Genomic DNA, 21,568 nt, shown 5'->3' with positions numbered 1-21,568 from the left:
GTTCTCCTGATGGTCTTTCAGCGGTAGAAATTCATATTGATGCAGTTGTCGGGGGCGGTGTTCGGGTCCGAACCCCAGACGGCTTCGACTTCGGGGCCGCCCAGCGGCGCGACATGGCCGTCGAAGAAGCTGAAGTTGCTCCGGCTGCGATGGCGGTAGGCGACCTGCCCGGAACCGGCCCGTTCGCCGTTGCTCAGGTAATCGAGCAGCTTCGGATTCCAGATCAGGTATTCCAGCGCATCCGACCACGCGGCGGAAGCGGTGGGGCGTTTGATGCGCGAAACCTTGTAGGAGCCGGGATTGTCGTAGACATCGAAATAGGTGTAACCGTAAGAGCTGTAGATCAATCCCCAGCCGCCTTTCGCCTCCTGCGCTCCGAAAGAGTCGGGGCACATCAGGCTGGTCGGGAAGCTGTCGCTGATCGGGTCCATCTGGTAGATGCCCGGAATGCCGAGCAGCGAGCGGAACATATCGTTGCCGAAGTAGGAACCGTGCGGAAACTGGAAATTGCCGACGAGACTCGGCATCCACCAGTCGTCGCAGTTGGTGGCGTACATCGCCCCTGCCGAGCCGAACTGCTTCAGGACGTTGACGCACTTGATCGCCTTGGCCGAACTGCGTGCCTGATTCAGTGCCGGCAGCAGCATGGAGGCGAGGATCGCGATGATTGCAATTACAACGAGAAGCTCAATAAGAGTGAAATGGAGTGTTTTTCGGCAGATGGAGCGATAATTGTACTCCCTGCCGGAACGGTTTCCGGAAAGCGACATCGGTTTGAAATGCTGATTCATTGTCTGGACCTTTCTTGGTTAACGCTGAATACATGTTGGCTATGTATCGTATACTGACACTATAATTATACCTCAGACGGCATGGAATGTCAAGGGTTGTTTGCAAAAAAATCGTTAAATTTATCTGAATGAAAACATTCGGGCACTGGTCCGGCCGACAGGAAGAAAAGAAAGGCGAGTATAAGTTTCGCAAATAATATGTATGACGCTGCCGTGGCGGATGGTGGGCGGACAAAGTGTTCCGGTTGCCGGGCACGGGAACCCGTGTCAAAGGGCGGAAGCGGCGGAGAGTTCGCGGCGGAGCTGCTCCAGCGGGAGACCGATGATGTTGTTGAGGTCGCCGGAAATGTGGTCGATCAGCAGGTCGCCGTGCTGCTGGATCGCGTAGGCTCCGGCTTTGTCCAGAACCGGGACAAGCTCCAGATAGCGCTTTACCACGGCGCGGTCGAAGGGCTTGAATACGACTTCGCTGCGTTCCAGCCAGTTCCGGCGGAAGCCGGCGGCGCGGCAGACCAATGCGAGACCGGTCACGACCTGATGGGAATGGCCGGCCAGAGAGAGCAGAAGGCGCTCGGCGTCGGCGAGGTCATGCGGCTTGCCGATGGCTTCGCCCTGAAACAGGATCACGGTGTCGGCGCCGATTATCAGGGCGTCGGGATGACGGGCGGCGACGGCGTCGGCTTTCAACAGGGCGTTGACAAGCGGCACTTCCTCGGGAGAGGCGGCGCGTTTGAGCTCCTCGACCTGCGCGGTTACCGTCTCAAACGGGATTCCCAGCGCACCGAGGAGTTCGCGGCGGCGGGGGGATTCAGAAGCGAGCAGAAGCCGACGCATTGCCGTCACTTTTTTCCATCGGCCTGGCCGGTTCCTTTACCGTGACGGTATCGGCCGCGGCCTTTTCCAGATCGCCTTTGCCCAATTCTTCTACCTGGAACCGGATCGTCTTCATGCTGTCGATGCCGAATACCCGCCGGAGTGTTTCGGTCATTTTCGGCTTGACCTTGTCGGCCAGTTCCGGCAGGCCGCCCTTTTCGTCCGGTGCAAACGTGGTGAACAGCGTCATGCTGTAGTTTTTCCCCCGGCAATAGAGCTGGATGCGTCGTACGGAAAGCTGCGGAAAAGTCGCCAGCACCTGACGGGCGGCGTTTTCCACCGCGTCGCGGGAGATGATCAGGTCCCCGTCCGCGCAGGGAACCGGAATCGAACTGCACCGGTGAGTGCGAAATACGATTTTAACGATGATTTTGATGATGAACAGGAAGACCAGAAGAGCGATCACGAGGCCGAGCCCGGCGATGTAACCGCGATTGAAGTCACTGCTCAGAAGCTGCTGCCAGAATTCCGGCTTGGCAAGATCGGTGATGCTCATAATTACTCCTCCTCAAATCCTTCAACGCTTCGCGGCAGAGTCCGGAAGCCGGAATGCCGCGAAGCCTTTTACCGTCAGTTCAGCGGAATGGCGCTGACCGGAGTTTCTCCATCCTCTTCCTCGTTCTCTTCCGCGACCGGGTCTTCGATCTCCTGAATGATCACGTTGACCTTGGTGACGGTCATGCCGGTGATCTTTTCGATCTTTTCGATCACGGCCTTCTGGACGGCCTGGGCCACTTCCGGAACATTGAAATCGCATTTGATGTTGATTTTGAGCTCCACCGCGACCCGGTTGTTTTCTTCCATTTCCACCGTGATCGCGCGGGACTGCATCCGGCGGCTGCCGACAATCTCGGCGATATTGTCCACCAGCGTGCTGCCGGCCAGACGGGAGACGCCGTCGATGGAGAGCGCGGCCTGACGGACCAGCGAGGAGATCACATTTTCATGGATCTTGACCTCGCCCATCTCCGAGCCTTCGATCACAGTGGTCGCGTTTTCCGCCGCTTCGGTCACTTTCTTGACATCCGCAGTTTTCTTCGTTTCTGATGCTTTCATAATCAACCCTCCTTGTGTGGTGTTGCTCTCTCCTGCATCAACCGTTCGACAAATCCGGTATCGTATTTGCCTTCGATGAAATTCTTGTGGCTGACGATCAGCTTCTGGAACGGAATCGTGGTCTTGATCCCCTCCACCGTGATCTCGTCGAGCGCCCGGCGACAGGTCGCAAGCGCATCCGCCCGGGTCGGCCCCCAGACGATCAGCTTGCCGATCATGCTGTCATAATAAGCGGGAATCCGGTAACCGGAATACACATGCGTATCCATGCGCACATTCGGGCCGCCGGAGGGGATGAACAGCTCAATCCGACCCGGGCTCGGCGTGAAGTTGCGGAACGGGTCTTCCGCATTGATCCGGCACTCGATCGCATGACCGCTGAACTGAATATCTTTCTGGCGGAATGCGAGCCGTTCGCCCGCCGCCACTTTGATCTGCTCCCTGATCAGGTCGACCCGGGTCACCATCTCGGTCACCGGATGCTCCACCTGAATACGGGTGTTCATCTCCATGAAGTAGAAGTTGCCGTCCTCGGTGAACAGAAATTCGATCGTTCCGGCACTGGTGTAACCGGCCGCCTTGGCGGCCTTGACCGCCGCCGCGCCGATCCGTTCCCGGAGCCGGGGCGACAGCGCCGGGGACGGGGATTCTTCGATCAGCTTCTGGTTGCGGCGCTGCACGCTGCAGTCGCGTTCGCCGAGGTGGATCACATTGCCGTAGTTGTCGGCCAGAATCTGCACTTCGATATGGCGCGGATTGACCAGGAACTTTTCCATATACAGCGCGCCGTTGCCGAATGCGTTTTCCGCTTCGGTCTTGGCCGCATGGTATCCCTGCACCAGGCTCGCGTCGTTGTGCGCGATGCGCATGCCGCGCCCGCCGCCGCCGGCGACCGCCTTGATGATGACCGGATACTTCAGCTCATGGGCGATTTTCAACGCTTCCGCTTCGCTGCCGACGATGCCGTCGCTGCCGGGAGTGGTGGGCACTCCCGCCTTTTTCATGGTCTCGCGGGCGACCGCCTTGTCGCCGAGGGCGCGCATCGCTTCCGGCGTCGGCCCGATGAAGGTGATGCCGTGCTTGCGGCAGGCTTCGGCGAAGTAGGCGTTTTCGGACAGGAAGCCGTAGCCGGGATGGATCGCATCCACATCGCAGATCGCCGCCACCGACAGAATCCGATCGATCAGCAGATAACTCGCCGACGACTGCGCGGGCCCGATGCAGACCGCTTCGTCGGCCATTTTGACCGCGAGGCTCTCCGCATCGGCCTGCGAATAGACCGCCACGGTGCGGACTCCCAGTTCGCGGCAGGCCCGGATCACCCGGACTGCGATTTCGCCGCGGTTGGCGATGAGAATTTTATTGAACATATGATTCGGCTTTGTTTCTTCTGTAATATTGAATTTACTCGATCACCAGCAGCGGCTGGCCATACTCGACCGGCTGGCCGTTTTCCACCAGAATCTCTTTGATCACACCGGATTTTTCAGCCTTGATCTCATTCATCACTTTCATCGCTTCGATGATGCCGATCACGCTGTCTTCGGCCACGGTGTCGCCGACTTTCACGAAGGATTCGGCTTCCGGGGAGGCGGCGCGGTAGAAAGTTCCGACCAGCGGCGCATCGATGGTCTTGACCGGAGCGGCGGGGGCGGCGGGAGCCGCAGCCGGAGCAGCCGGAGCAGCAGCGGCGGGAACTGCGGGAGCCGCAACCGGAGCGGCGACCGGAGCCGCAACGGCGGCGACCACGGGGGTTCCGCAGCCGCGGCGGATGCACAGATTGTAGGCCTCCGCTTCAATCTTGAACTCCGTCAGGTCATGATCGCTCATCAGTTTGACTATCGTTTTGATTTCTTCAATTTTCATGGTGAGGAACTCTCTTTTGTGTTATTACTGTCTGATAATCCGTTGATTCGGTTCAAACCAAAACCGGTTTCCGGTTCAGGTGTGCGACGAGCGCACGGAGCGCCCATTCATAGGAGTCCGCACCGAACCCGGCTACCACGCCGATACATTTCGGCGCGGTCAGCGAATGGCTGCGGAACTCTTCGCGTGCGTGAATGTTGCTGAGATGCACTTCGACCGCCGGCAACGCCACCGCCGCCAGCGCATCGCGGATCGCGACCGAAGTATGGGTATAGGCGGCCGGATTCATCACAATGCCGTCAACGCCTTTTTCCTTCGCCGACCCGATGAGATCAATAATGTCCCCCTCGTGGTTGGATTGAAAATCGATCAGCTCGCATCCGAGTTCCGCAGCCGTTTCGCGAAGATGTGCGACAATGGCAGGAAGCGTATCGGCGCCGTAGATTCCCGGCTCACGCACTCCCAGCAACTGCAGATTCGGCCCATTTATCAATAATATTTTCATAACCCAATACTATAGCACGCCGTCGCCGTTTTGTCCAATTCCAATAGGAAACTCTGCTGTGCTAAAGCAGAAAACAGGAACGGTTACTGTAAATTATTTCAGTTCCGTGATATCGACTTTCGGAGTTCCCTGCAACTCGATCAGCCGCGATTCGTTGAAGGCTGTTGCGCTGTCCGCCGGATGCGAAGCTCCGCGCAGACCGGCCAGCAACAGCACGCCGCCGGCGACCAGCACCAGCACGACCAGCACCACCGCCGCGACCATGATGAGGATCAGCTGGCGAATCTTGCGCTCGTTTTCCTCGCTGATCTCATGGTCGATCACGGATTTGGAGATATCTTCCGGAATCTCATATTCCAGCAGTGCCCGGAGCCCGCAGGTGATCTCGTCCGCCCGCTTCGCATCCACATGGTAGAGCGTGCAGAGTTTGCGCACATAACCGAGCACATATACCGGTTGCGGCAGACTGCCGAAGTCTTCGGCTTCCAGTGCGGTCAGGTAGTCGGGGCGGATCTTGGTCTCCTCCGCGATCTCATCGATGGTGAAGTTATTCCGCAGCCGGAGCGCTTTCAGATACTGCCCGAACGACTCCTCCCCTGCCACGTCACTGAATTGCGGACGCAGTCCCGGAGCGGGTTCCGCGGCGGCATGGGGATCCGGCGGGACCTCGCGGATCTCCTCGATTCCGGCGGGCGCGAGTTCACGTCCCCCGGTCAGTTCCCCTTCCGGCTCCGGGTGTCTTTCTTCGTTGCCGAACAGCCCGAGCGTATCTTTTTCCTGATTTTCCATATCTGTAGGCATCCTGCTGAGTTGGGATGATGTTATTCGTTGATCTCCATGCCGTCGAAGATCAGGATTTCACGTTTGTTGCCGCTGCCGGAAGGCGGGCCGACAATGCCGCGCTCCTCCAGAATGTCGATGATCTCCGCCGCGCGGTTGTAGCCGATCTTCAGCCGGCGCTGCAGATAGCTGGTGCTGACCTTGCGGTCGAGGACCACCACTTCCAGCGCCTTTTTGATGTTGTCGTCGTCGCCCGGCTGCACGTATTTCCGGATCAGCGGCGCGATGTCCGAGTAATCCTGGTCGTCGTAGTCGGTCAGGTTCGGATCGTCCTCCCCGTCGACCTCCTCTTCCTCCGCAACCACCTGGCTGTTGAAGCTCTGCGCACGCTGGTCGGAGACGAATTTGACCACCTGTTTGATGTCCGCATCCGCCACCAGCGCGCCCTGCACGCGTTCGAGTTCCATCCCGCCCGGCGCGAGGAAGAGCATGTCGCCCATGCCGAGCAATTTTTCCGCGCCGTTCTGGTCGAGGATCACGCGGCTGTCGATCATCTGGCCGACACGGAATGCGATGCGGGTCGGCAGGTTCGCCTTGATCACGCCGGTCACGATCTGGGTCGAGGGGCGCTGGGTCGCGACCACGATATGGACGCCGGCAGCACGGCCCAGCTGGGCGATGCGGGCGATGTAGGTTTCGGAGTCCTTGCGGGCGTCGGTCATCATCAGTTCGGCCAGCTCGTCGATGATCACGATCAGGATCGGCATCTTGTCCGGGATCGGCTTGCCCTCCTGGTCCAGAATCGGCTCCGGCGAAGCGGGGCGGCTGTTATATTCGGCCAGCTTCTTCACACCGGCGCGAGCGAGGATTTTGTAGCGGTTTTCCATCTCGGTGACTGCCCAGCGCAGGGCGATCGGCACCTTGCGCGAATCGTTGATCACCGGGGTGATCAGGTGCGGCAGCCGCTTGTAATCTTCAAATTCCACGATTTTGGGGTCGACCATGATCAGCCGCAGCTCATCCGGGCTGAAGCGGAAAAGCAGACTGGAAATCAGCGTATTCATGCAGACCGACTTGCCGGAACCGGTCGCGCCCGCGATCAGCAGGTGCGGCGCTTTGGCGAGGTCGAGGATCACCGGATTGCCCGCGACATCCTTGCCGAGCACGATCGGGATGCCGGATTTGGTGTTGTGCCAGGCGTCGGTTTCCATCAGAGAACGCATGAAAACCGCTTCGGAGCGGCTTTTCGGCACCTCGATGCCGACCACGTTGCGCCCCGGAATCGGCGCGAGCACGCGGACGCTTTTGGCGGAGAGGTTCATCGCGATATTGTCGGCGATCTGCTCGACCTTTTTCACGTTGACTCCTTCATCCAGCGAAATTTCAAAGCGGATGATGCGCGGACCGGCGATATAATCGGTGACCACGCCCGGCACCTTGAAGCTGTCGAGGGTGCGCTGCAGAATCAGCTGAAGCCGTTCGATTTCAGTGGTGTCCTGTTCGTTGGAGTCGTTCCCTTTGCTCAACATCGAAATCGGCGGCAGCACATATTCGGCGGCGTGGACGGCGCTCGCCTTTTCGCCGCGTTCCGCGACCTGAACGTTCATCGTGGGAGTGCGTGCCGGCGGAGGCGGTTCGAATGCAGGCGGAGCCGGAACCGGCGCCGGCGTCGACGCAGGAGGCGGCGCGGCAACCGGGGAAACTGCCGGGGCAACCGGCACGGGCGGAGGCTCGGGAGCGGCCGCCGATGCGACGGGCGCCACGGGCGGAGGCGGCTCCGAAATGGGAGCGGGAGCAGGGACGGGGCGCGGCGCCGCAGGCATGGCCGGAATCTCCGGGGCTTCCGGAATCGGAACCAGTTCCGGCTCCTCGATCACAGGCGGCACCGGCGGGGGCGGTTCCGCCACCGGTTGATGCATGTGCTTGGCGCGCAACGCCTCCAGCGCGGCGCGGGCGCTGCCGAAAAGACCGCCGGGGACCGGGGCCGCGGAACGGTATTCCGCCGGATTGACGGCCTGTACCGCCTGTTCCTGAGCCGGAACGGCTTCCGGGCGGACCGCTCCGCTGAATACGTAGTCGCGGAACAGCGCGTGCCAATCCGAAAAATAGATCACCACCAGGCCGCCGGTCAGCAGCGCCCAGCCGAAAATGGTGGTGCCGACCGCGCCGATCAGATTGCGCAGGATTCCTTCCGAAACGCCCAGATCCTCGACGGCGGGAGCGGCCAGCACCTGGCCGATGGTGCCGCCGGAGAGCGCCAGCTCGGGCATGCCGGTGCGTCCGATGCCGAGCTTGTCGGTCAGGTACACGAAGGGATTCGGAGAGAGGGCGAAGAGCAGCATCACGCCCAGCAGCAGCAGCGCTTCGCCCATCAGGAACATCCACGGCCTTCCCCGGCCGGGCAGCAGGGTCCGCACCGTCCGCAGCAGGGTCAGCACCAGCAGTACGTAAGTGGCCAGCCCGAAAAGATTGAACAGCCAGTAGCCGAGGTGCGCGCCGAGGTTGCCGATCCAGTTGGCCGGTGGAGCATCCACGCCGCCGGTTACCGATGCCGCGTCCGCCGGCGAATAGGAGACGATCGCCAGAAACGCCAGCAGCACCAGCGCAAAATAAAAAATATACCGTACCCGGAAGCCGGAGTCCGTTTTCTCCCGGATGACCGCCTCATTCGCCATCGATCGCCACTACCCGTTTAAAGATTGCCGTTTTATTGAATTCAAAGACAGGAATTTTCTCAAATAGTAATATAATGCGGCACGCTTTCAATTGCAATGAACAAGCAGCCGGTTTCGCAGGGTTTTTTCGAGATCCGCCGCGCCGTTGAAACAGTGGGCTTCCCAGCCGCGCTCACGGGCGGCGGCGATCAGGTCGGGACGGTCGTCCACGTAGAGCGCGGGACGGCCGTACCGCTGCTCGAATGCTTCGTAGATCGCCGATTCCGGCTTCATCGCGCCGACTTCGAAGCTGTATACGCCCTCGGGGACGGCGGCGGCCCCGGCGAAAATTTGCCGTACCCGTTCCAGATGGAGGCAGGAGGTGTTGGAGAAAAAGACCGGCCGGATCCCGTGTCCCGGCAGTCGGGCAACCAGTTCGCTCATACCCGGCACCGGTGCGGCGATGATCGAGCAGAACGCTTCAAGCATCGCCTCCTTGTCCAGCTCCGATCCGGTCAGTTCCCGGAATCTTTCAAAATACTCGTCCGCGGTGAGCCGTCCCTTTTCCATCTCGTCATTCAGCACGAACAGTTCCCGCGGCACTTCCGCCGCCGAACGGTAGCCCAGCTTTGCAAAGCAGAGTTCGCCGCGCACCTGCACGCAAACCTGTCCGATATCCAGCGCAATCACTTTCCGGTCCATCCTGTTTCCCTCCGTATTGACATTGGATACTTTATCACGTTTTTCTTGAAAACGCCAGTCGCATTTCTCCATTTCGCGCCATGGGGGAAAGGGACCCGGTTCACTTTTTATGATTTACGGGCACCTTTGAAAATTGGAAGAGCTGGCTGGAAGATGTGTTTTGCTCCCCACGGCCGCAATCTTGCGCGCGGCTGGTTATCTCTGAGTTCCGCCATTTGCAGGATCACGGTTCCTGCCGCAATTCGTGTTTTTTTCGGCCGAACCAATTGGGGGAGGTTCCGTTATTCCAGTTGACGCTCAATTGTTCCGGTCGGTCTCCGCTTGTCCAATTCCAATTTTTCATTTGCCCGACGCCGAGAAGCCACATTGTTTTTTCCGTCGTTTTTTCCGTTTTCTGCAATTCGCTTTTGTGGCACAGAACGATGTGGATATCGTATGATTTTTTCTGTCTGACGCTTGCCAGCATATCCGCTCCATTCGTGATGAGCTGGTGACTGATCTGCTTTTTGTTTGGAGAAATTGTGATCCATATACATTCATTTGGGGCCGGCAGTCGCTGTATCCCGTTTCCGACGAACAGCGGCAACAGCATACCATCCACGGAAATTCCCAGAAGAGGCCGGGTTTGCACGGCGATTGTCGGATGGTCTGATATCGCGATATCACTGCGCATCATGGTATAGGAATCGATTGCGTTCTTAAAGTCTTCGTGTTCCGCCAGACGGCGGGGATCCGGCTGGCCAAGCAGACTTTCTCCGATCGGAAAGAGATAATTATGGCGAACTTGCAGAAGTTCCAATACCGTGGGAGCAATGTCAAATGTTTTACCCGGTGTGGTTACAACGCCGGTTTTTCCTGAATTCAATACCATGTTAAGGTGGTATCTGCGGGGACTTTTCTCCAGGCGGTCGGTCAGGGTATTCGGTGGAGCCAGATGATCGGAAGCCAGAATTACGCAGGTATTTTCCCATCCCGGAGTTTCTTGGAGGCGGCGGATGAAGCGGCTGACTTCATAATCAGTTTTATGAATTGCCTTCAGAAGATCCGGTTGGCCTGTCCCCTGTTCAAACGGAATGGATTCCGGATCGACAAAACCATTCGGCGCATGCGTGTCGATCGTGAAAAGCATAAGATGAAAAGGCTGTTTCCCGGCAATCAGTTGCCGATACTTGTCGAAGGCATATTCGAAAAGCTCCCGGTCATAGCACCCCCAATGCCGGGGAGATTCTCCCCGGGTTCCGCAGGAAATCATTTCATCAAATCCTTCGCGTTCCAGCAGGACGTTTACTCCTGCGAATTCCACTTCCGGCCCCAGGATGAACATTTGACGATAACCTGCCTGATGCAGAATCCATGGAAAAGAGGCCATGCGGGAACCGAACCCCATATTAATGCCGCTGTTCAGGCCGGCCGGCAGATGACGCGGTGTCAATACGCTGCCGGTGAAGGAAGCATACATCCCGCCGAAAGAGAGGTTGGCATTCCAGGCATTTGAAATACAGTCGAAATTCAGCGCCTGTTGCCGTAAGGCCTGGAGGTTCGGAGCCGCTCCGGGGAAGAGTTTCTCATCCAGATAGGTGCGTTCAAAACTTTCCATGTAAATAAAAACCAGGTTTTTACCTGGCGTGGCGACGACCTGTTCCCGAGTGACGTTACCCAGCTTGATGCCGCAATTGCGATAGAACTGCAAATCGAAATTCCTGATTTTTCCAAAACGGCAGAGATTCGGATACAGGCGGCCCAATTTGGGCAGCGAGGAACAACTTGCCGTCAGCCCGCCTCCCAACAGCAGCAACAACAACCACGTCGCCTTGGGCACGGCTCCTTTCGGTTTTCGCCGGAATACAAAGAAAAACGCGGCAATCATGGCGAACCAGACGAACATTCCACCGACGATTTCCCACGGATAAAGAATAATTCCCATACCGAGATTGGTGAAATTGACATTGCAAAGCACTTCGACGGAGATTTCATTTCCCGTGGCCCAGTAGCAACAGAATTCCGCCAATTCCACCAGAAGCAATAAAAAAAACAGCGACATCGTCACGCAAATCCGAAATCCTTGTTTCAACGGGGAAAGATATAAACCATACACGCATAGTCCCATTCCCAGCGCTCCCAGCAGGCGGTACGGCGTAATATCCCAATAGGAAGGACGCAGACATGATGACATCAAGCTGAATATGCCGAAGACGAAGAGCGTCAGCAGCAGCTGCCATATCCCGTCGACTTTTGTCAGCCAACTTTTCATCTTTTTTCTTTTTTCGGAGTCAGCCGTCGTCCGGAACAGCGGAACAGGAAAATCGGCGGTACGTTGGTCCAGACGGTATCCGTCATCTCCACGGCGTCAAAATAGTCCTTCAGCAATTTTTTCAGCCTCAAGCCGCTCGGCAGCCACTGGGCATGCCAGTAACACAGTGTGACGAATATACCATCGGGCTGCATACAGGATGCAATTTCAGCGAGGATTGAACGGCATTGACTTTCTGTAAACAAGGTCCAGGGCAGGCCGGAAACCACGGCGTCAGCCAACCCGCTTTTCTGGGGCTGTAACCATTTTCCCAAATCTTCCGCGTCGCCCCGGTGGATCGCGGTTCCCGGAAAACGTTTCTGTAGATTTTCGTGAAAAACCGGATCAATTTCAACTGCCAGAAAACGACTTTGCGGATCAATGGAGTTCAGTAAGTATTGTGTAATGACTCCGGTGCCGGGGCCCAATTCCACGACGCATCGGCATTTTTCCGGTTCTATTGCTTTGACGGTCGCGCGGCATAATTGAGCGGAAGAAGGGCGTAATGCGCCGATTTTCAACGGATTGTGAATGAAACGCCAGAAAAAATGAAATGAATTTTCCCAGTTCTGCTCTGTCCGCACCATGGTTTCCCGCCTTTTGACTGATTTGATAGTATTGCTTGATTTTACAGGAAAAAATCAGCCGTTCAAAGCACTTAAGTTTTGGACGGCCGATAAAATACAAAGGAACTGTCATACAAAGTGCTAAAGCCAAATGATAAGCTAAAATCACTCTCATTAATTATATTTATTTTATGGAAAATGTCAAGGAGAAATACTGAAAATATTGAAATATTTTTACGTTCACGGAATAAAAAACGCAGTCTATTTGATTAGACTGCGTGAAAAATAGATTTGATCCGGCTCAGAACGAGGCGGCTTCGGCGGATTTGCGTTTTGCGATCTTGCAGCGCGCCACCGCGCTGGTGTCGAGGTCGCCGAGCATGATCCGGATGCGGCGGATGTTCTCGCGGCACTCCGGGATCTTCACCTTTTCGAACAGGTTCACCCGCTGGCTGGTGGTGCGCAGTTCGGCGGAGAGCAGCCGATGCTGCACTTCCAGAACCTTGTACGCCTCCTTCAGCGACACCGCGTCGCGCAACGCCTGAATCGCATCGTCCACGTACCAGTCGGTGTCGAAGATATCCCACGGGATGTTCTCGAACTCCACCGATTCGAAAGTCGGGATCGTGATGCCGGCGATGTTCGAGCTGCCTTTGCGCACGGACTTCACTTTCACATGGTCGGCGATGAAGGCCGCCGCGCCGGCGTCGCCGAACAGCTCCAGCAGCCCGGTCATGCGTTCGACCAGTTCGCGCTGGGCGGCGAGGTTTGCGTTGAGCATTTCGGTGCTCTGGCGGACCTCCATCTGGAGCTGCTGCTTCTTGAGCTGCAGCGTCGGCAGGAAACGCTTGAACTGCTTTTGCGCGTCCTGCTGCTTTTTCAGCTCGGTTTTGGTGAACTTGATCTTAGCCATGCCGCATCACCGTCCGTTCAGTTTTTCTTCGGCCAGTACTGATCGACGAGGTCGGTCTTGATGCCGACTTCGTTGCGGTCGAAGCAGTCGGCGAGAATCTTCCAGCCGAGGTCGAGCGCCTCTTCCAAGGGAATGTTCACCGACAGGTCCATCATATGCTTTTCAAAGAGCTTGCCGTATTTCAGCAGCTTGCTGTCCCACGCGCTCATCTGGAAGCCCATCGACTGCTTTTCCAGCGTGCTGCGGTAGTCCGAATACATCCGGATCATCGAGTCCATGATCGCGCGGTGGTCGGAGCGGGTCTTGCCGTTCACCTGCTGCTTCAACCGCGACAGCGAACCGAAGGGTTCGATGCGCCCGTTGCGCAGATAGAACTGCCCCTCGGTGATGTAGCCGGTATTGTCCGGCACCGGGTGGGTCACATCGTCGCCCGGCATCGTGGTCACCGCCAGAATCGTGATTGAACCTGCGCCGTCGAAGTCCACCGCCTTTTCATAGCGGCTGGCCAGCTGGCTGTACAGGTCGCCCGGATAACCGCGGGTCGCCGGAATCTGTTCCATCGTGATCGCGATCTCCTTGAGCGCGTCCGCGAAGTTGGTCATGTCGGTCAGCAGACAGAGCACCCGCTTGCCCTTGAGCGCATAGGCTTCGGCGACCGCCAACGACATATCCGGCACCATCAGACACTCCACGACCGGGTCGGCGGCGGTGTGCACGAACATCACCGTGCGCGACAGCGCGCCGTGTTCGTCGAGGGTGCGCTTCATGGTCAGGTAGTCGTCGTGCTTGATGCCCATGCCGCCGAGGATGATGATGTCGACCTCGGCCTGCAGCGCGATGCGGGCCAGCAGTTCGTTGTAAGGTTCGCCCGCGATCGAGAAGATCGGCAGCTTCTGCGACTCGACCAGCGTGTTGAACACGTCGATCATCGGGATGTTGGTGCGGATCATGTTGCGCGGAATCACGCGCTTGGCCGGGTTCACCGAAGGACCGCCGATTTCGACCAGGTCGGAGACTACTTCCGGGCGGCCGTCGCGGGGCGTGCCGCGGCCGGAGAACACGCGCCCGAGCAGCGCGTCCGAGCTGGAAACCTGCATCGGGCGGCCGAGGAAGCGGACCTGGTCGCCGGTGCTGATGCCGCGGCTTCCCGCGAAGACCTGCAGCGAAACCTTGCCGTCCGCCAGCCGGATCACCTGAGCGAGCGAGACGCCGCGGGCGCTGGTGACCTCCGCCAGTTCATTGTAGGAGACGTCGTCGGCCTCGACCGTGATCACGTTGCCGGCGATATGGATGATTTTGTGATAGACTTTACGCATTTGCACTGCTCCGTTCCGCGATTTTGGCTTCGATTCCGGCCTCCTGGCGCTTGAACTCCTCGGAATCCATCGGCAGATAGTTCAAATCCATGAACATCTGGCGCAGTTCGAGGAAGTAGCGGCGGGCGGTGTCCTTGTCGGGAAGCGTGAAGCTTCCTTCCAGCACCTTGCTGATCCGGTCAAACATATATCTCTGGCGTTCGGCTCCCGTCGCGCCGTCGACGGCGTCGAAGGTGTTCTGCTGCAGATAGACGTAGTCGAGAAATTCGCTCTTGAGGTAGACCACGAAGTCGTCGAGGCTGGTGCCCTCTTCGCCGATCACCTTCATCATCTGGTTGACTTCGGAGCCCTGCCGCAGGATGCCGCGCGCATAATCCAGCTCCTTGCGGTCGACCACGCTCCGGTATTTGCTCCAGCTGTCCAGCGGATGGATCGCCGGGTAGCGGCGGGCGTCGGAACGCTCGCGGGAGAGCCCGAGGAACGCTCCGACCACCTTCAGCGTCGCCTGCGTGACCGGCTCTTCGAAGTTGCCGCCGGCGGGGGAGACCGCGCCGCCGATGGTCACGGAGCCTTCCTCGCCGGTGCGCAGCCGGACCAGTCCGGCCCGCTCGTAGAAGCTCGCGATCAGCGATTCGAGGTAGGCGGGGAACGCCTCCTCGCCGGGGATCTCCTCCAGGCGGCCGGACATTTCGCGCAGCGCCTGCGCCCAGCGGGAGGTGGAGTCGGCCAGCAGCAGTGTGTTAAGCCCCATCTGGCGGTAGTATTCGGCCAGTGTCACAGCGGTATATACCGACGCTTCGCGCGCGGCCACCGGCATCGAACTGGTATTGCAGATGATGATCGAGCGGTTGATCAGCGGCTGGCCGGTTTTCGGGTCTTCCAGTTCGGGAAACTCGCGCAGGATTTCCACCACTTCACCGGCGCGCTCGCCGCACGCCGCGATGATCACCACGTCGGCTTCGGCGTAGCGGCTGATCGCGTGCTGCAGCACCGTCTTGCCCGCTCCGAACGGACCGGGGGTGCAGAAGGTACCGCCGACCGCGACCGGGAAGAAGGTGTCGATGGTGCGCTGCTGGGTGATCATGGTCCGCTCCGGCAGCAGTTTTTCGGAGTAATCGGTGATCGGAATCTTGACCGGCCAGAACTGGGTCATCGTGATCCTGCGGCTTTCGCCCTGGTCGTTCACCGCGACCGCCATCACCTCGTCGATGGTGTATTCGCCGGGGGCGGCGACCGTCTGCAGCGTCCACTCGCCCTTCCACGCCAGCGGAACCATGATGTAGTGCTTGATGATCCCCTCCGGCACATGGCCGATCCGGTCGCCGGGGCGGACCTTGTCGCCGGGTTTCGCAATCGGCGTGAACGCCCATTTCACATCGCGGTCGAGCGCGCGCAGATAAAGGCCGCGCTTCAGGAAGAAGCCGGATTGTTCGGCCAGCAGATTCAGCGGGTTCTGCAATCCGTCATAGACCTGCTTGAGCAGCCCCGGACCGAGCTCCACGCTCAACAGCTCGTCGGTGAATTCCACTTCGTCGCCCACCTTCAGGCCGTTGGTGCTCTCGAACACCTGCAAGTCCGCGCGGTTGCCCCGGACGCGGATCACTTCGCATTTCAATCTGGTGTCGCCGACTTTCGCAAAGGCGACTTCGTTCTGCATGACCCGGTCGGTGAATTCGACGGTCATCATGTTGCCGTTCACGCCGACAACTTTCTGCGTACTCTTGACCTCTGGCATTATTTAAGCTCCCTGACTCATGGATGTATGTGTTTGCTGTTCCGGCGCCGGCGCTTCGGAGGAGATGCGGTCGACCGCCGCGTTGAAGATCTCCCGCCCGGCGTCGGCGTTGCGGCTGCGGTATTTGTCGAGGATGGACAGCCGCATGCGGTAGATGCAGAGCTGTTCGAAATCGAATTCATGGCCCACTTCGAGGTCGTCGAGGCGGCGCCAGCGGATCCGGTCGATCAGCTTTTCACGTTCCGCCGGATCGGCTGCCGCGGCGGCCTGTGCGACCCCGAGATCGACTTCGCTGAAATATTCCGCCGGATCGGGCAGCGCGGCGGCCTTGTCATCCTCCTTGACGGAGCGGCGCTGGGCGATCCGGGTGCGCAGATACTGCTCGAAACGGATCATTTCCGCCAGCACCGGCGGCTTGCCCGCGCTTTCGCCGGGATCGCGGCCGACGGTGAGCGAACACTGCCGGAGCAACTCGAATTCGGCCGGCGAGACCTGCTCGCGCGCCAGCCCGTCGAAGTCGGCGACGCTCATTTTCGGGCTTTTGCCGGGCGTCAGGCTCGGCAGCGAAGCGCAAAAGTAATAAAACATCTCAATGCCGTTTCGTTAAAATCCTGAACTTACCTGTCGCCTTCAAGCAGCTTCGCGAGCCGCGGGCCGATGAAATCCGCCACCAGCTCGGTCACCGCTTCGCCGGTGAAGTCGAAATAGACCTGCCCGTCCTTGAAGCTGACTTCGCAGCCGCCCTTGATTTCGGGATCGCCGAGCACCTTCGGGGCGGTGCGGAAGCTGTTGAGCAGCGCACCCTGCAGCGCCTTTTCCAGCGCCGGCGCGTCTTTGACGGTCGTCAGGATCGAAACCGACGCATTCGGGTCGGCGGCGAATTTCGCGGCGAGTTCGCGGATCAGCGACGCCATGAATTCCGGCGAAAGCGCCTGGTCGGCGGCGCCGGAAACGGCGCGGGTGATGCGGCGGGTCAGTTCTCCCTGAAGTTCCAGAATGATGTCGCGGGCGGCCTGGCGGATCGCGCTTTCGGCGCGCGCTTCGAGAGCGGCAGCCTGTTCTTCGGCGGCTTTCACGGCCGCGGCGGCATCGGCTTTGGCCTGATCCCTGATCGCCTGTGCCTCCTTGCGTGCGGCGGCGACGAGCTCGGCGCACTCCGCTTCGGTTTTCTTGACACCCACCTCATGGAATTTATCGAGCAGGTTCTGAAGTTCTTCGGACATGTTCATCCCTCGCGGTTTCAGTGGTTCGGTTATTTCCCTATAGATATTAATTCATCCGGTAATGTAAATCCAAAACGGTTTTTTTTCAAATGCCGGATCGGGGGAATGCGCCTTTTTCTTTCCGCCGGCGAAGAAAACCACCCCTTTTTCACGTTGGATTCCCGCCGCCGGGATTGACTTTCCGGCCTTGAAAGGCTACAGTATGAACCATAAACCGTAGGCTCGCCGGGAGCATTCCGTTCCCGGCGGTTCCGGTGGAACACAATTCATTCCATTCAGTAGGGAGAAGAGAGCAGCATGAAAAAAATTCTGGCAATCATGATGATGACGGTGATGGCCGTTTCGATGTTCGCGGCGGAAGCGGTCAGCGCGGAGCGCTCCAAGCTCGCCGGCGAGCTGCTGACCATTATGCGGCAGGAGCAGCAGATGAAGAATGCGTTCCAGATGATGCGCAACATGCAGCAGAAGATGCTGCCGCAGATGCTTGAGCAGAACGGCGTCAAGCTGACGGCGGATCAGCAGGCCGAACAGAAGAAGATGATGGATGAAGTGATGAATATCGTCGAGGAGGAGATGAGCTGGAATAAACTCAAGCCCATCGTCGTCGAGGCTTATGCGACCACCTTTTCGGAGCAGGAACTCAAGGACCTGACCACCTTCTTCAAAAGCCCGGCCGGACAGAATTTTCTGGATAAGACCCCGATGCTGCAGCAGCAGATGATGTCTTCCATCCAGCAGATGGCGATGAATATGAATAAAAAGGTCGGCGAACTGGTTCAGAAGCGCGCGGCGGAGCTTCAGAAGAAACAGGTTGATCAGAAGTAATTTCAGGATCATTCATCATGATTTTCGATTCCATGAACCGTTTCGCCTCCTATGCGAAGCTCTCCCCGGAGGTCTGGAAGAAACTTGCAACGTTCATCGCCGGCTGCACGCCGGAGACGCCCGCCGGCCGTTACGAGATCGACGGCGATAAAGTCTATGCGATGATTCAGGGCTACAACCTCCACGAATTCAATGCCGATAAACTGGAAAACCACCGTGAGTTCGTCGATATCCAGCTGTTGCTGGAGGGTGCGGAAACCATCTGGTGGCGCACGGTCGACGGCCTTGAAGCGACCGAAGCCTACACGCCGGACATCGCGTTTTTCCGTTCCGGCAAGGAGGGCTCGGTGCCGCTGCCGCTGGCGCCCGGCTATTTCGCGCTGTTCCTGCCGGAAGAAGGACACCAGCCCGGCGTCGGCGATCCGGCGGACCGGGTGGTCAAGATGGTGGTCAAAATCCACCGTTCGCTGCTGGAGGCGTGATCGGCCATGGAAAACGCCGCGGTTCATAACGGATTGAGGGCTCTGGAGCTGCTGTTCGCCCGTCCCGGCCGGAACGGAGCGATGGCGCTGCCTGAAGATCCGCTGCTGGAGCGTCTGCGCGGCGCTTTTCTGGCGGCGTCGGAGAAGCCGGTCTCCGGCCGCGCCGCCGTCGCCGACTATCTCAATGCGATTCAGCGCGAGGCCGGGGACGCTCCGGTCGATGCGCAGTTGGCGGGCAGGCTGTTCGACCTCCTGATCGACCACAAGGTGCTGCCCGCTGATCTGGAACGGGAGGAGTGGAGCGAAAACACCGCGTTCCTGCTCCGGCTCGGGCTGGAGCTGCTCGCCGGGATTGCCGCGCTGACGGAGCAGCTGCCGGAGGCGGAGCGCCGCCGGGTGTTTCCCGCCGCGCTGGAGCTGTTCCGGGGAGTCCGGAGCGACCTGCCGGAGCGGGAGTTTGCGGCTCAGCTGCTGGCCTGCGACCGGTTCCGCCGCTGCCGGACCTTCCGCTATCTCGGCGGGAAGTTCATCCAGTCGGAGGTGACTTCGGCCAAGCCGGTGGAGCGTTTTTTCGGTTACCTCGGCATGCGCACCGCGTTTCAGGACCACTTCCGCAAATTCGCCGCCGGCAAAACCAATCTGCCGCTGCTGGTCAACAGCCTGCCCGGTTACGGCAAGACCAGTCTGACCGTCTCCTTCGCGCTGGCGGAGCCGGAGCTGGTGCTGATCCTGCCCGACCCGGAGGCGCTGGAAAAAGGGTGGCTCGAGCTGGTCACGCCGCTGGCGGCGCGGCCGGACCACAAATTCGTGCTGTTTTTCGACGATATCGACCCGCGCCACACTGACTGGTACAGCTTCCGCACCTATGTCGGCGGGGCGTTCACGCTGCCGCCGAATGTGATGCCGGTGCTGGCGGCGAACTATGAATTTCCGGCCAACATCCTGTCGCGCGGGCGCAAGGTCACGTTCCCGGTGTTCGACGAAGTCCGCTGCACCGAGATGATCGAGGAGTTCCTGCAGGGGACTTTCGGGCTTAAGCAGCCCCGCGCCAACCTGGTCTCGGTGATCGCGGCGGATTACACCGAGGATTTCGGGCAGAAGAAGTTCACCGAGCTTTCCCCGCGCAGCCTGATCCGCTATCTGTCGATGTACGAACAGGACAGGATCAAGCGCAAGACCATCATGGAGCTTTCGTTCGGCGAGCTGATCACCCGGCCGGACGCGGAGCTTTTCTACGAATTCAATATCGAACTCATGCGTGCGCTCTACGGCGAGGAGTATATCAAACGCCTCCTCAAGGAACGGCTGCGCGCCTTGGAATAACAACCCACATCAAACGGAGTACAATCAGTATGAACAACTGGATCGAACGCAACCGCGCCTATACGCTGGTCGACGCGGCCGACAACTTCTCCATCGCTTTCGCCGGGATGAAATTCACCGACGCCGACCTCGACAAGCTCGCGCCGAAATTCGAGCGCGCCGCCAGAGAAATGGCCCGCCTTGAAGCCGGAGCGGTCAAGAACCCGGATGAAAACCGCAAGGTCACCCACTTTTCCGACCGCATCGAGTATCCGAAAAGCGCGCTTTTCGCCTCCGTCGAGGAGTTTGCCGAAAAGGTCCGCACCGGTAAAATCACCGGCGAAACCGGCAGGAAGTTCGACGCGGTCGTGGTCAACGGCATCGGCGGCTCCGCGCTCGGCCCGCAGCTGATGCAGTTCGCGATCAACGGCCCCTACTGGAACGAGAAATCCGACGCGCAGCGCAACGGCTATTTGAAGATTTACTTCCTCGACAACACCGATTCGGCCGAATTCGCCGACCTGCTTGAAGTGATGGATCCGGCGGCCACGCTGCATCTGGTGATCTCCAAATCCGGCGGCACCCAGGAGACCAAGAACAACATGATCTCCATGGAGAAGTTCTACGCCGAAAAGGGACTCTCCTTCGCGAAGCACGCCGCCGCGATCACGATGAAAGGCAGCGAACTTGACAAACACGCCCATGAAACCGGCTTCCTCGCGGTTTTCGAAATGGCCGAATCCATCGGCGGGCGCACCAGCGAAACCAGCATCGTCGGCCATCTTCCCGCCGCGCTGACCGGGGTGGACTTCAAGGCGTTCCTCGAAGGCGCCTGTAAAATGGACGAGTGGACCCGCACCGCCGATCCGCGTAAGAATCCGGCGATGATGCTCGCCGCGATGTGGTATATCGCCGGCAACGGCAGGGGCGACCGCAATATGGTGATCGTGCCTTACTCCGACCGGCTGATCCTGCTGTCGCGTTATATGCAGCAGCTGGTGATGGAGAGCCTCGGCAAGGCGCTCGACCTCGACGGCAAGGAGGTCCATCAGGGGCTGAACGTCTTCGGCAACAAGGGCGGCACTGACGCCCACGCCTTTATCCAGCAGCTCAACGATGGCCGCGACGACTTCTTTGCGACTTTCATTGAAGTGATGAAGGATGCGAAACGCCTGCCGATCACCGACGCCAATACGATGGGCAACTACCTGCACGGCTTCCTTGAAGGACTCAGCGCCGCGCTGCGCGGCAAGGGGCGCCAGATCATCACGATCCGCATCCCGGAGGTCAACGAGCGCACTCTCGGCATGGTGATCGCCCTCTACGAGCGCGCGGTCGCGGTTTACGCTGAATTCATCAACATCAACGCGTTCCACCAGCCCGGCGTGCAGGCCTACAAGCTGGCGGCGAAGGGCATCCTGACGCTGCGCGAAACGCTGATGAAGAAGATCGCCGAGCTGAAAGGCGTTTCCGGCACCGCCGAGGAGATTGCGGCCAAGGTCGGCGAACCCGATCAGGCCGTCGAAATCGGCGGGCTGCTCGACAAGGCCGCGGCGAACTGCCCGCACGTGACTCGTGAATTCTGCACGATGGCGAACGCCTGGTACTATACCGTCAAGTAACCTGCCTCCGGCGGCCCGGGGCGCTTCGCCCCCGGGACCCCAGACCGGCAAGGTGCCGGCGCCGGGT

General features: G+C 59.1%; 21 protein-coding genes. 4 read left to right on the top strand and 17 right to left on the bottom strand.

Going from position 1 to position 21,568, the window contains the following annotated elements; translation table 11 throughout:
- Nucleotides 1-17 precede the first annotated feature (17 nt).
- The 17 genes from C8D82_RS04865 to C8D82_RS04785 all read right to left on the bottom strand — a co-directional run bounded on the left by C8D82_RS04865 (nt 18) and on the right by C8D82_RS04785 (nt 17,270).
- Nucleotides 18-791 (bottom strand): prepilin-type N-terminal cleavage/methylation domain-containing protein, encoded by a 774-nt coding sequence (locus C8D82_RS04865; protein WP_116883153.1) that lies wholly within the window; start codon nt 789-791, stop codon nt 18-20.
- A gap of 267 nt (nt 792-1,058) precedes the next feature.
- Nucleotides 1,059-1,625, bottom strand: coding sequence for a Maf family protein (locus C8D82_RS04860; protein ID WP_116883152.1), 567 nt, complete (start codon nt 1,623-1,625; stop codon nt 1,059-1,061).
- Nucleotides 1,600-2,160 (bottom strand): Asp23/Gls24 family envelope stress response protein, encoded by a 561-nt coding sequence (locus tag C8D82_RS04855; protein WP_116883151.1) that lies wholly within the window; start codon nt 2,158-2,160, stop codon nt 1,600-1,602. The genes C8D82_RS04860 and C8D82_RS04855 overlap by 26 nt, the downstream gene beginning before the upstream one ends.
- A 74-nt stretch (nt 2,161-2,234) precedes the next feature.
- Nucleotides 2,235-2,720, bottom strand: coding sequence for an Asp23/Gls24 family envelope stress response protein (locus tag C8D82_RS04850; RefSeq protein ID WP_116883150.1), 486 nt, complete (start codon nt 2,718-2,720; stop codon nt 2,235-2,237).
- A 2-nt stretch (nt 2,721-2,722) separates the two neighbouring features.
- Nucleotides 2,723-4,090: an acetyl-CoA carboxylase biotin carboxylase subunit gene (gene accC / locus C8D82_RS04845; protein ID WP_116883149.1), complete on the bottom strand. Its 1,368-nt coding sequence runs from the start codon at nt 4,088-4,090 to the stop codon at nt 2,723-2,725.
- A gap of 34 nt (nt 4,091-4,124) precedes the next feature.
- Entirely contained in the window at nt 4,125-4,586 is a 462-nt protein-coding gene (gene accB / locus C8D82_RS04840) for an acetyl-CoA carboxylase biotin carboxyl carrier protein (RefSeq protein WP_116883148.1), read from the bottom strand.
- A 52-nt stretch (nt 4,587-4,638) separates the two neighbouring features.
- Nucleotides 4,639-5,091: a type II 3-dehydroquinate dehydratase gene (gene aroQ / locus C8D82_RS04835; RefSeq protein WP_116883147.1), complete on the bottom strand. Its 453-nt coding sequence runs from the start codon at nt 5,089-5,091 to the stop codon at nt 4,639-4,641.
- A gap of 93 nt (nt 5,092-5,184) precedes the next feature.
- Nucleotides 5,185-5,880 (bottom strand): helix-turn-helix domain-containing protein, encoded by a 696-nt coding sequence (locus C8D82_RS04830; protein WP_165832832.1) that lies wholly within the window; start codon nt 5,878-5,880, stop codon nt 5,185-5,187.
- Nucleotides 5,881-5,912: 32 nt separating this feature from the next.
- Nucleotides 5,913-8,546, bottom strand: coding sequence for an FtsK/SpoIIIE family DNA translocase (locus C8D82_RS04825; protein ID WP_116883145.1), 2,634 nt, complete (start codon nt 8,544-8,546; stop codon nt 5,913-5,915).
- Nucleotides 8,547-8,633: 87 nt separating this feature from the next.
- Nucleotides 8,634-9,227, bottom strand: a complete 594-nt coding sequence (locus C8D82_RS04820) for an HAD-IA family hydrolase (protein ID WP_116883144.1) — start codon at nt 9,225-9,227, stop codon at nt 8,634-8,636.
- A gap of 223 nt (nt 9,228-9,450) precedes the next feature.
- Complete coding sequence (locus C8D82_RS04815; protein ID WP_116883143.1) at nt 9,451-11,478, bottom strand: LTA synthase family protein; 2,028 nt, start codon at nt 11,476-11,478, stop codon at nt 9,451-9,453.
- Nucleotides 11,475-12,104, bottom strand: coding sequence for a class I SAM-dependent methyltransferase (locus tag C8D82_RS04810; protein ID WP_116883142.1), 630 nt, complete (start codon nt 12,102-12,104; stop codon nt 11,475-11,477). The genes C8D82_RS04815 and C8D82_RS04810 overlap by 4 nt, the downstream gene beginning before the upstream one ends.
- A 280-nt stretch (nt 12,105-12,384) precedes the next feature.
- Nucleotides 12,385-12,996, bottom strand: coding sequence for a V-type ATP synthase subunit D (locus C8D82_RS04805; RefSeq protein ID WP_116883141.1), 612 nt, complete (start codon nt 12,994-12,996; stop codon nt 12,385-12,387).
- Nucleotides 12,997-13,013: 17 nt separating this feature from the next.
- Complete coding sequence (locus C8D82_RS04800) at nt 13,014-14,312, bottom strand: V-type ATP synthase subunit B (protein WP_116883140.1); 1,299 nt, start codon at nt 14,310-14,312, stop codon at nt 13,014-13,016.
- Nucleotides 14,305-16,047: a V-type ATP synthase subunit A gene (locus C8D82_RS04795; protein WP_116883139.1), complete on the bottom strand. Its 1,743-nt coding sequence runs from the start codon at nt 16,045-16,047 to the stop codon at nt 14,305-14,307. The genes C8D82_RS04800 and C8D82_RS04795 overlap by 8 nt, the downstream gene beginning before the upstream one ends.
- Nucleotides 16,048-16,050: 3 nt before the next feature.
- The gene (locus C8D82_RS04790; protein WP_116883138.1) at nt 16,051-16,635 is read right to left on the bottom strand and encodes a DUF2764 family protein; all 585 of its coding nucleotides are present in this window, start codon (nt 16,633-16,635) and stop codon (nt 16,051-16,053) included.
- Between the two features lie 29 nt (nt 16,636-16,664).
- A complete protein-coding gene (locus C8D82_RS04785) occupies nt 16,665-17,270 on the bottom strand; it encodes a V-type ATP synthase subunit E family protein (RefSeq protein WP_165832831.1) in 606 nt (201 codons plus the stop codon).
- A 297-nt stretch (nt 17,271-17,567) separates the two neighbouring features.
- On the opposite strand from C8D82_RS04785, the gene C8D82_RS04780 reads away from it, so the two are divergent.
- The 4 genes from C8D82_RS04780 to C8D82_RS04765 are packed head-to-tail and all read left to right on the top strand — an operon-like array spanning nt 17,568 to nt 21,501.
- Complete coding sequence (locus C8D82_RS04780) at nt 17,568-18,095, top strand: DUF2059 domain-containing protein (RefSeq protein WP_116883136.1); 528 nt, start codon at nt 17,568-17,570, stop codon at nt 18,093-18,095.
- Nucleotides 18,096-18,112: 17 nt separating this feature from the next.
- Nucleotides 18,113-18,577, top strand: coding sequence for a NanQ anomerase/TabA/YiaL family protein (locus C8D82_RS04775; RefSeq protein WP_116883135.1), 465 nt, complete (start codon nt 18,113-18,115; stop codon nt 18,575-18,577).
- A gap of 6 nt (nt 18,578-18,583) precedes the next feature.
- Nucleotides 18,584-19,900 (top strand): hypothetical protein, encoded by a 1,317-nt coding sequence (locus C8D82_RS04770; protein ID WP_116883134.1) that lies wholly within the window; start codon nt 18,584-18,586, stop codon nt 19,898-19,900.
- A gap of 29 nt (nt 19,901-19,929) precedes the next feature.
- Entirely contained in the window at nt 19,930-21,501 is a 1,572-nt protein-coding gene (locus C8D82_RS04765; protein WP_116883133.1) for a glucose-6-phosphate isomerase, read from the top strand.
- The last annotated feature ends 67 nt before the right edge of the window (nt 21,502-21,568 follow it).

The organism is Victivallis vadensis, assembly GCF_003096415.1.
Lineage (GTDB): Bacteria > Verrucomicrobiota > Lentisphaeria > Victivallales > Victivallaceae > Victivallis > Victivallis vadensis.
The sequence above is the reverse complement of the archived record's forward strand: the minus strand, read 5'-3'. Positions and strand labels throughout refer to the sequence as shown.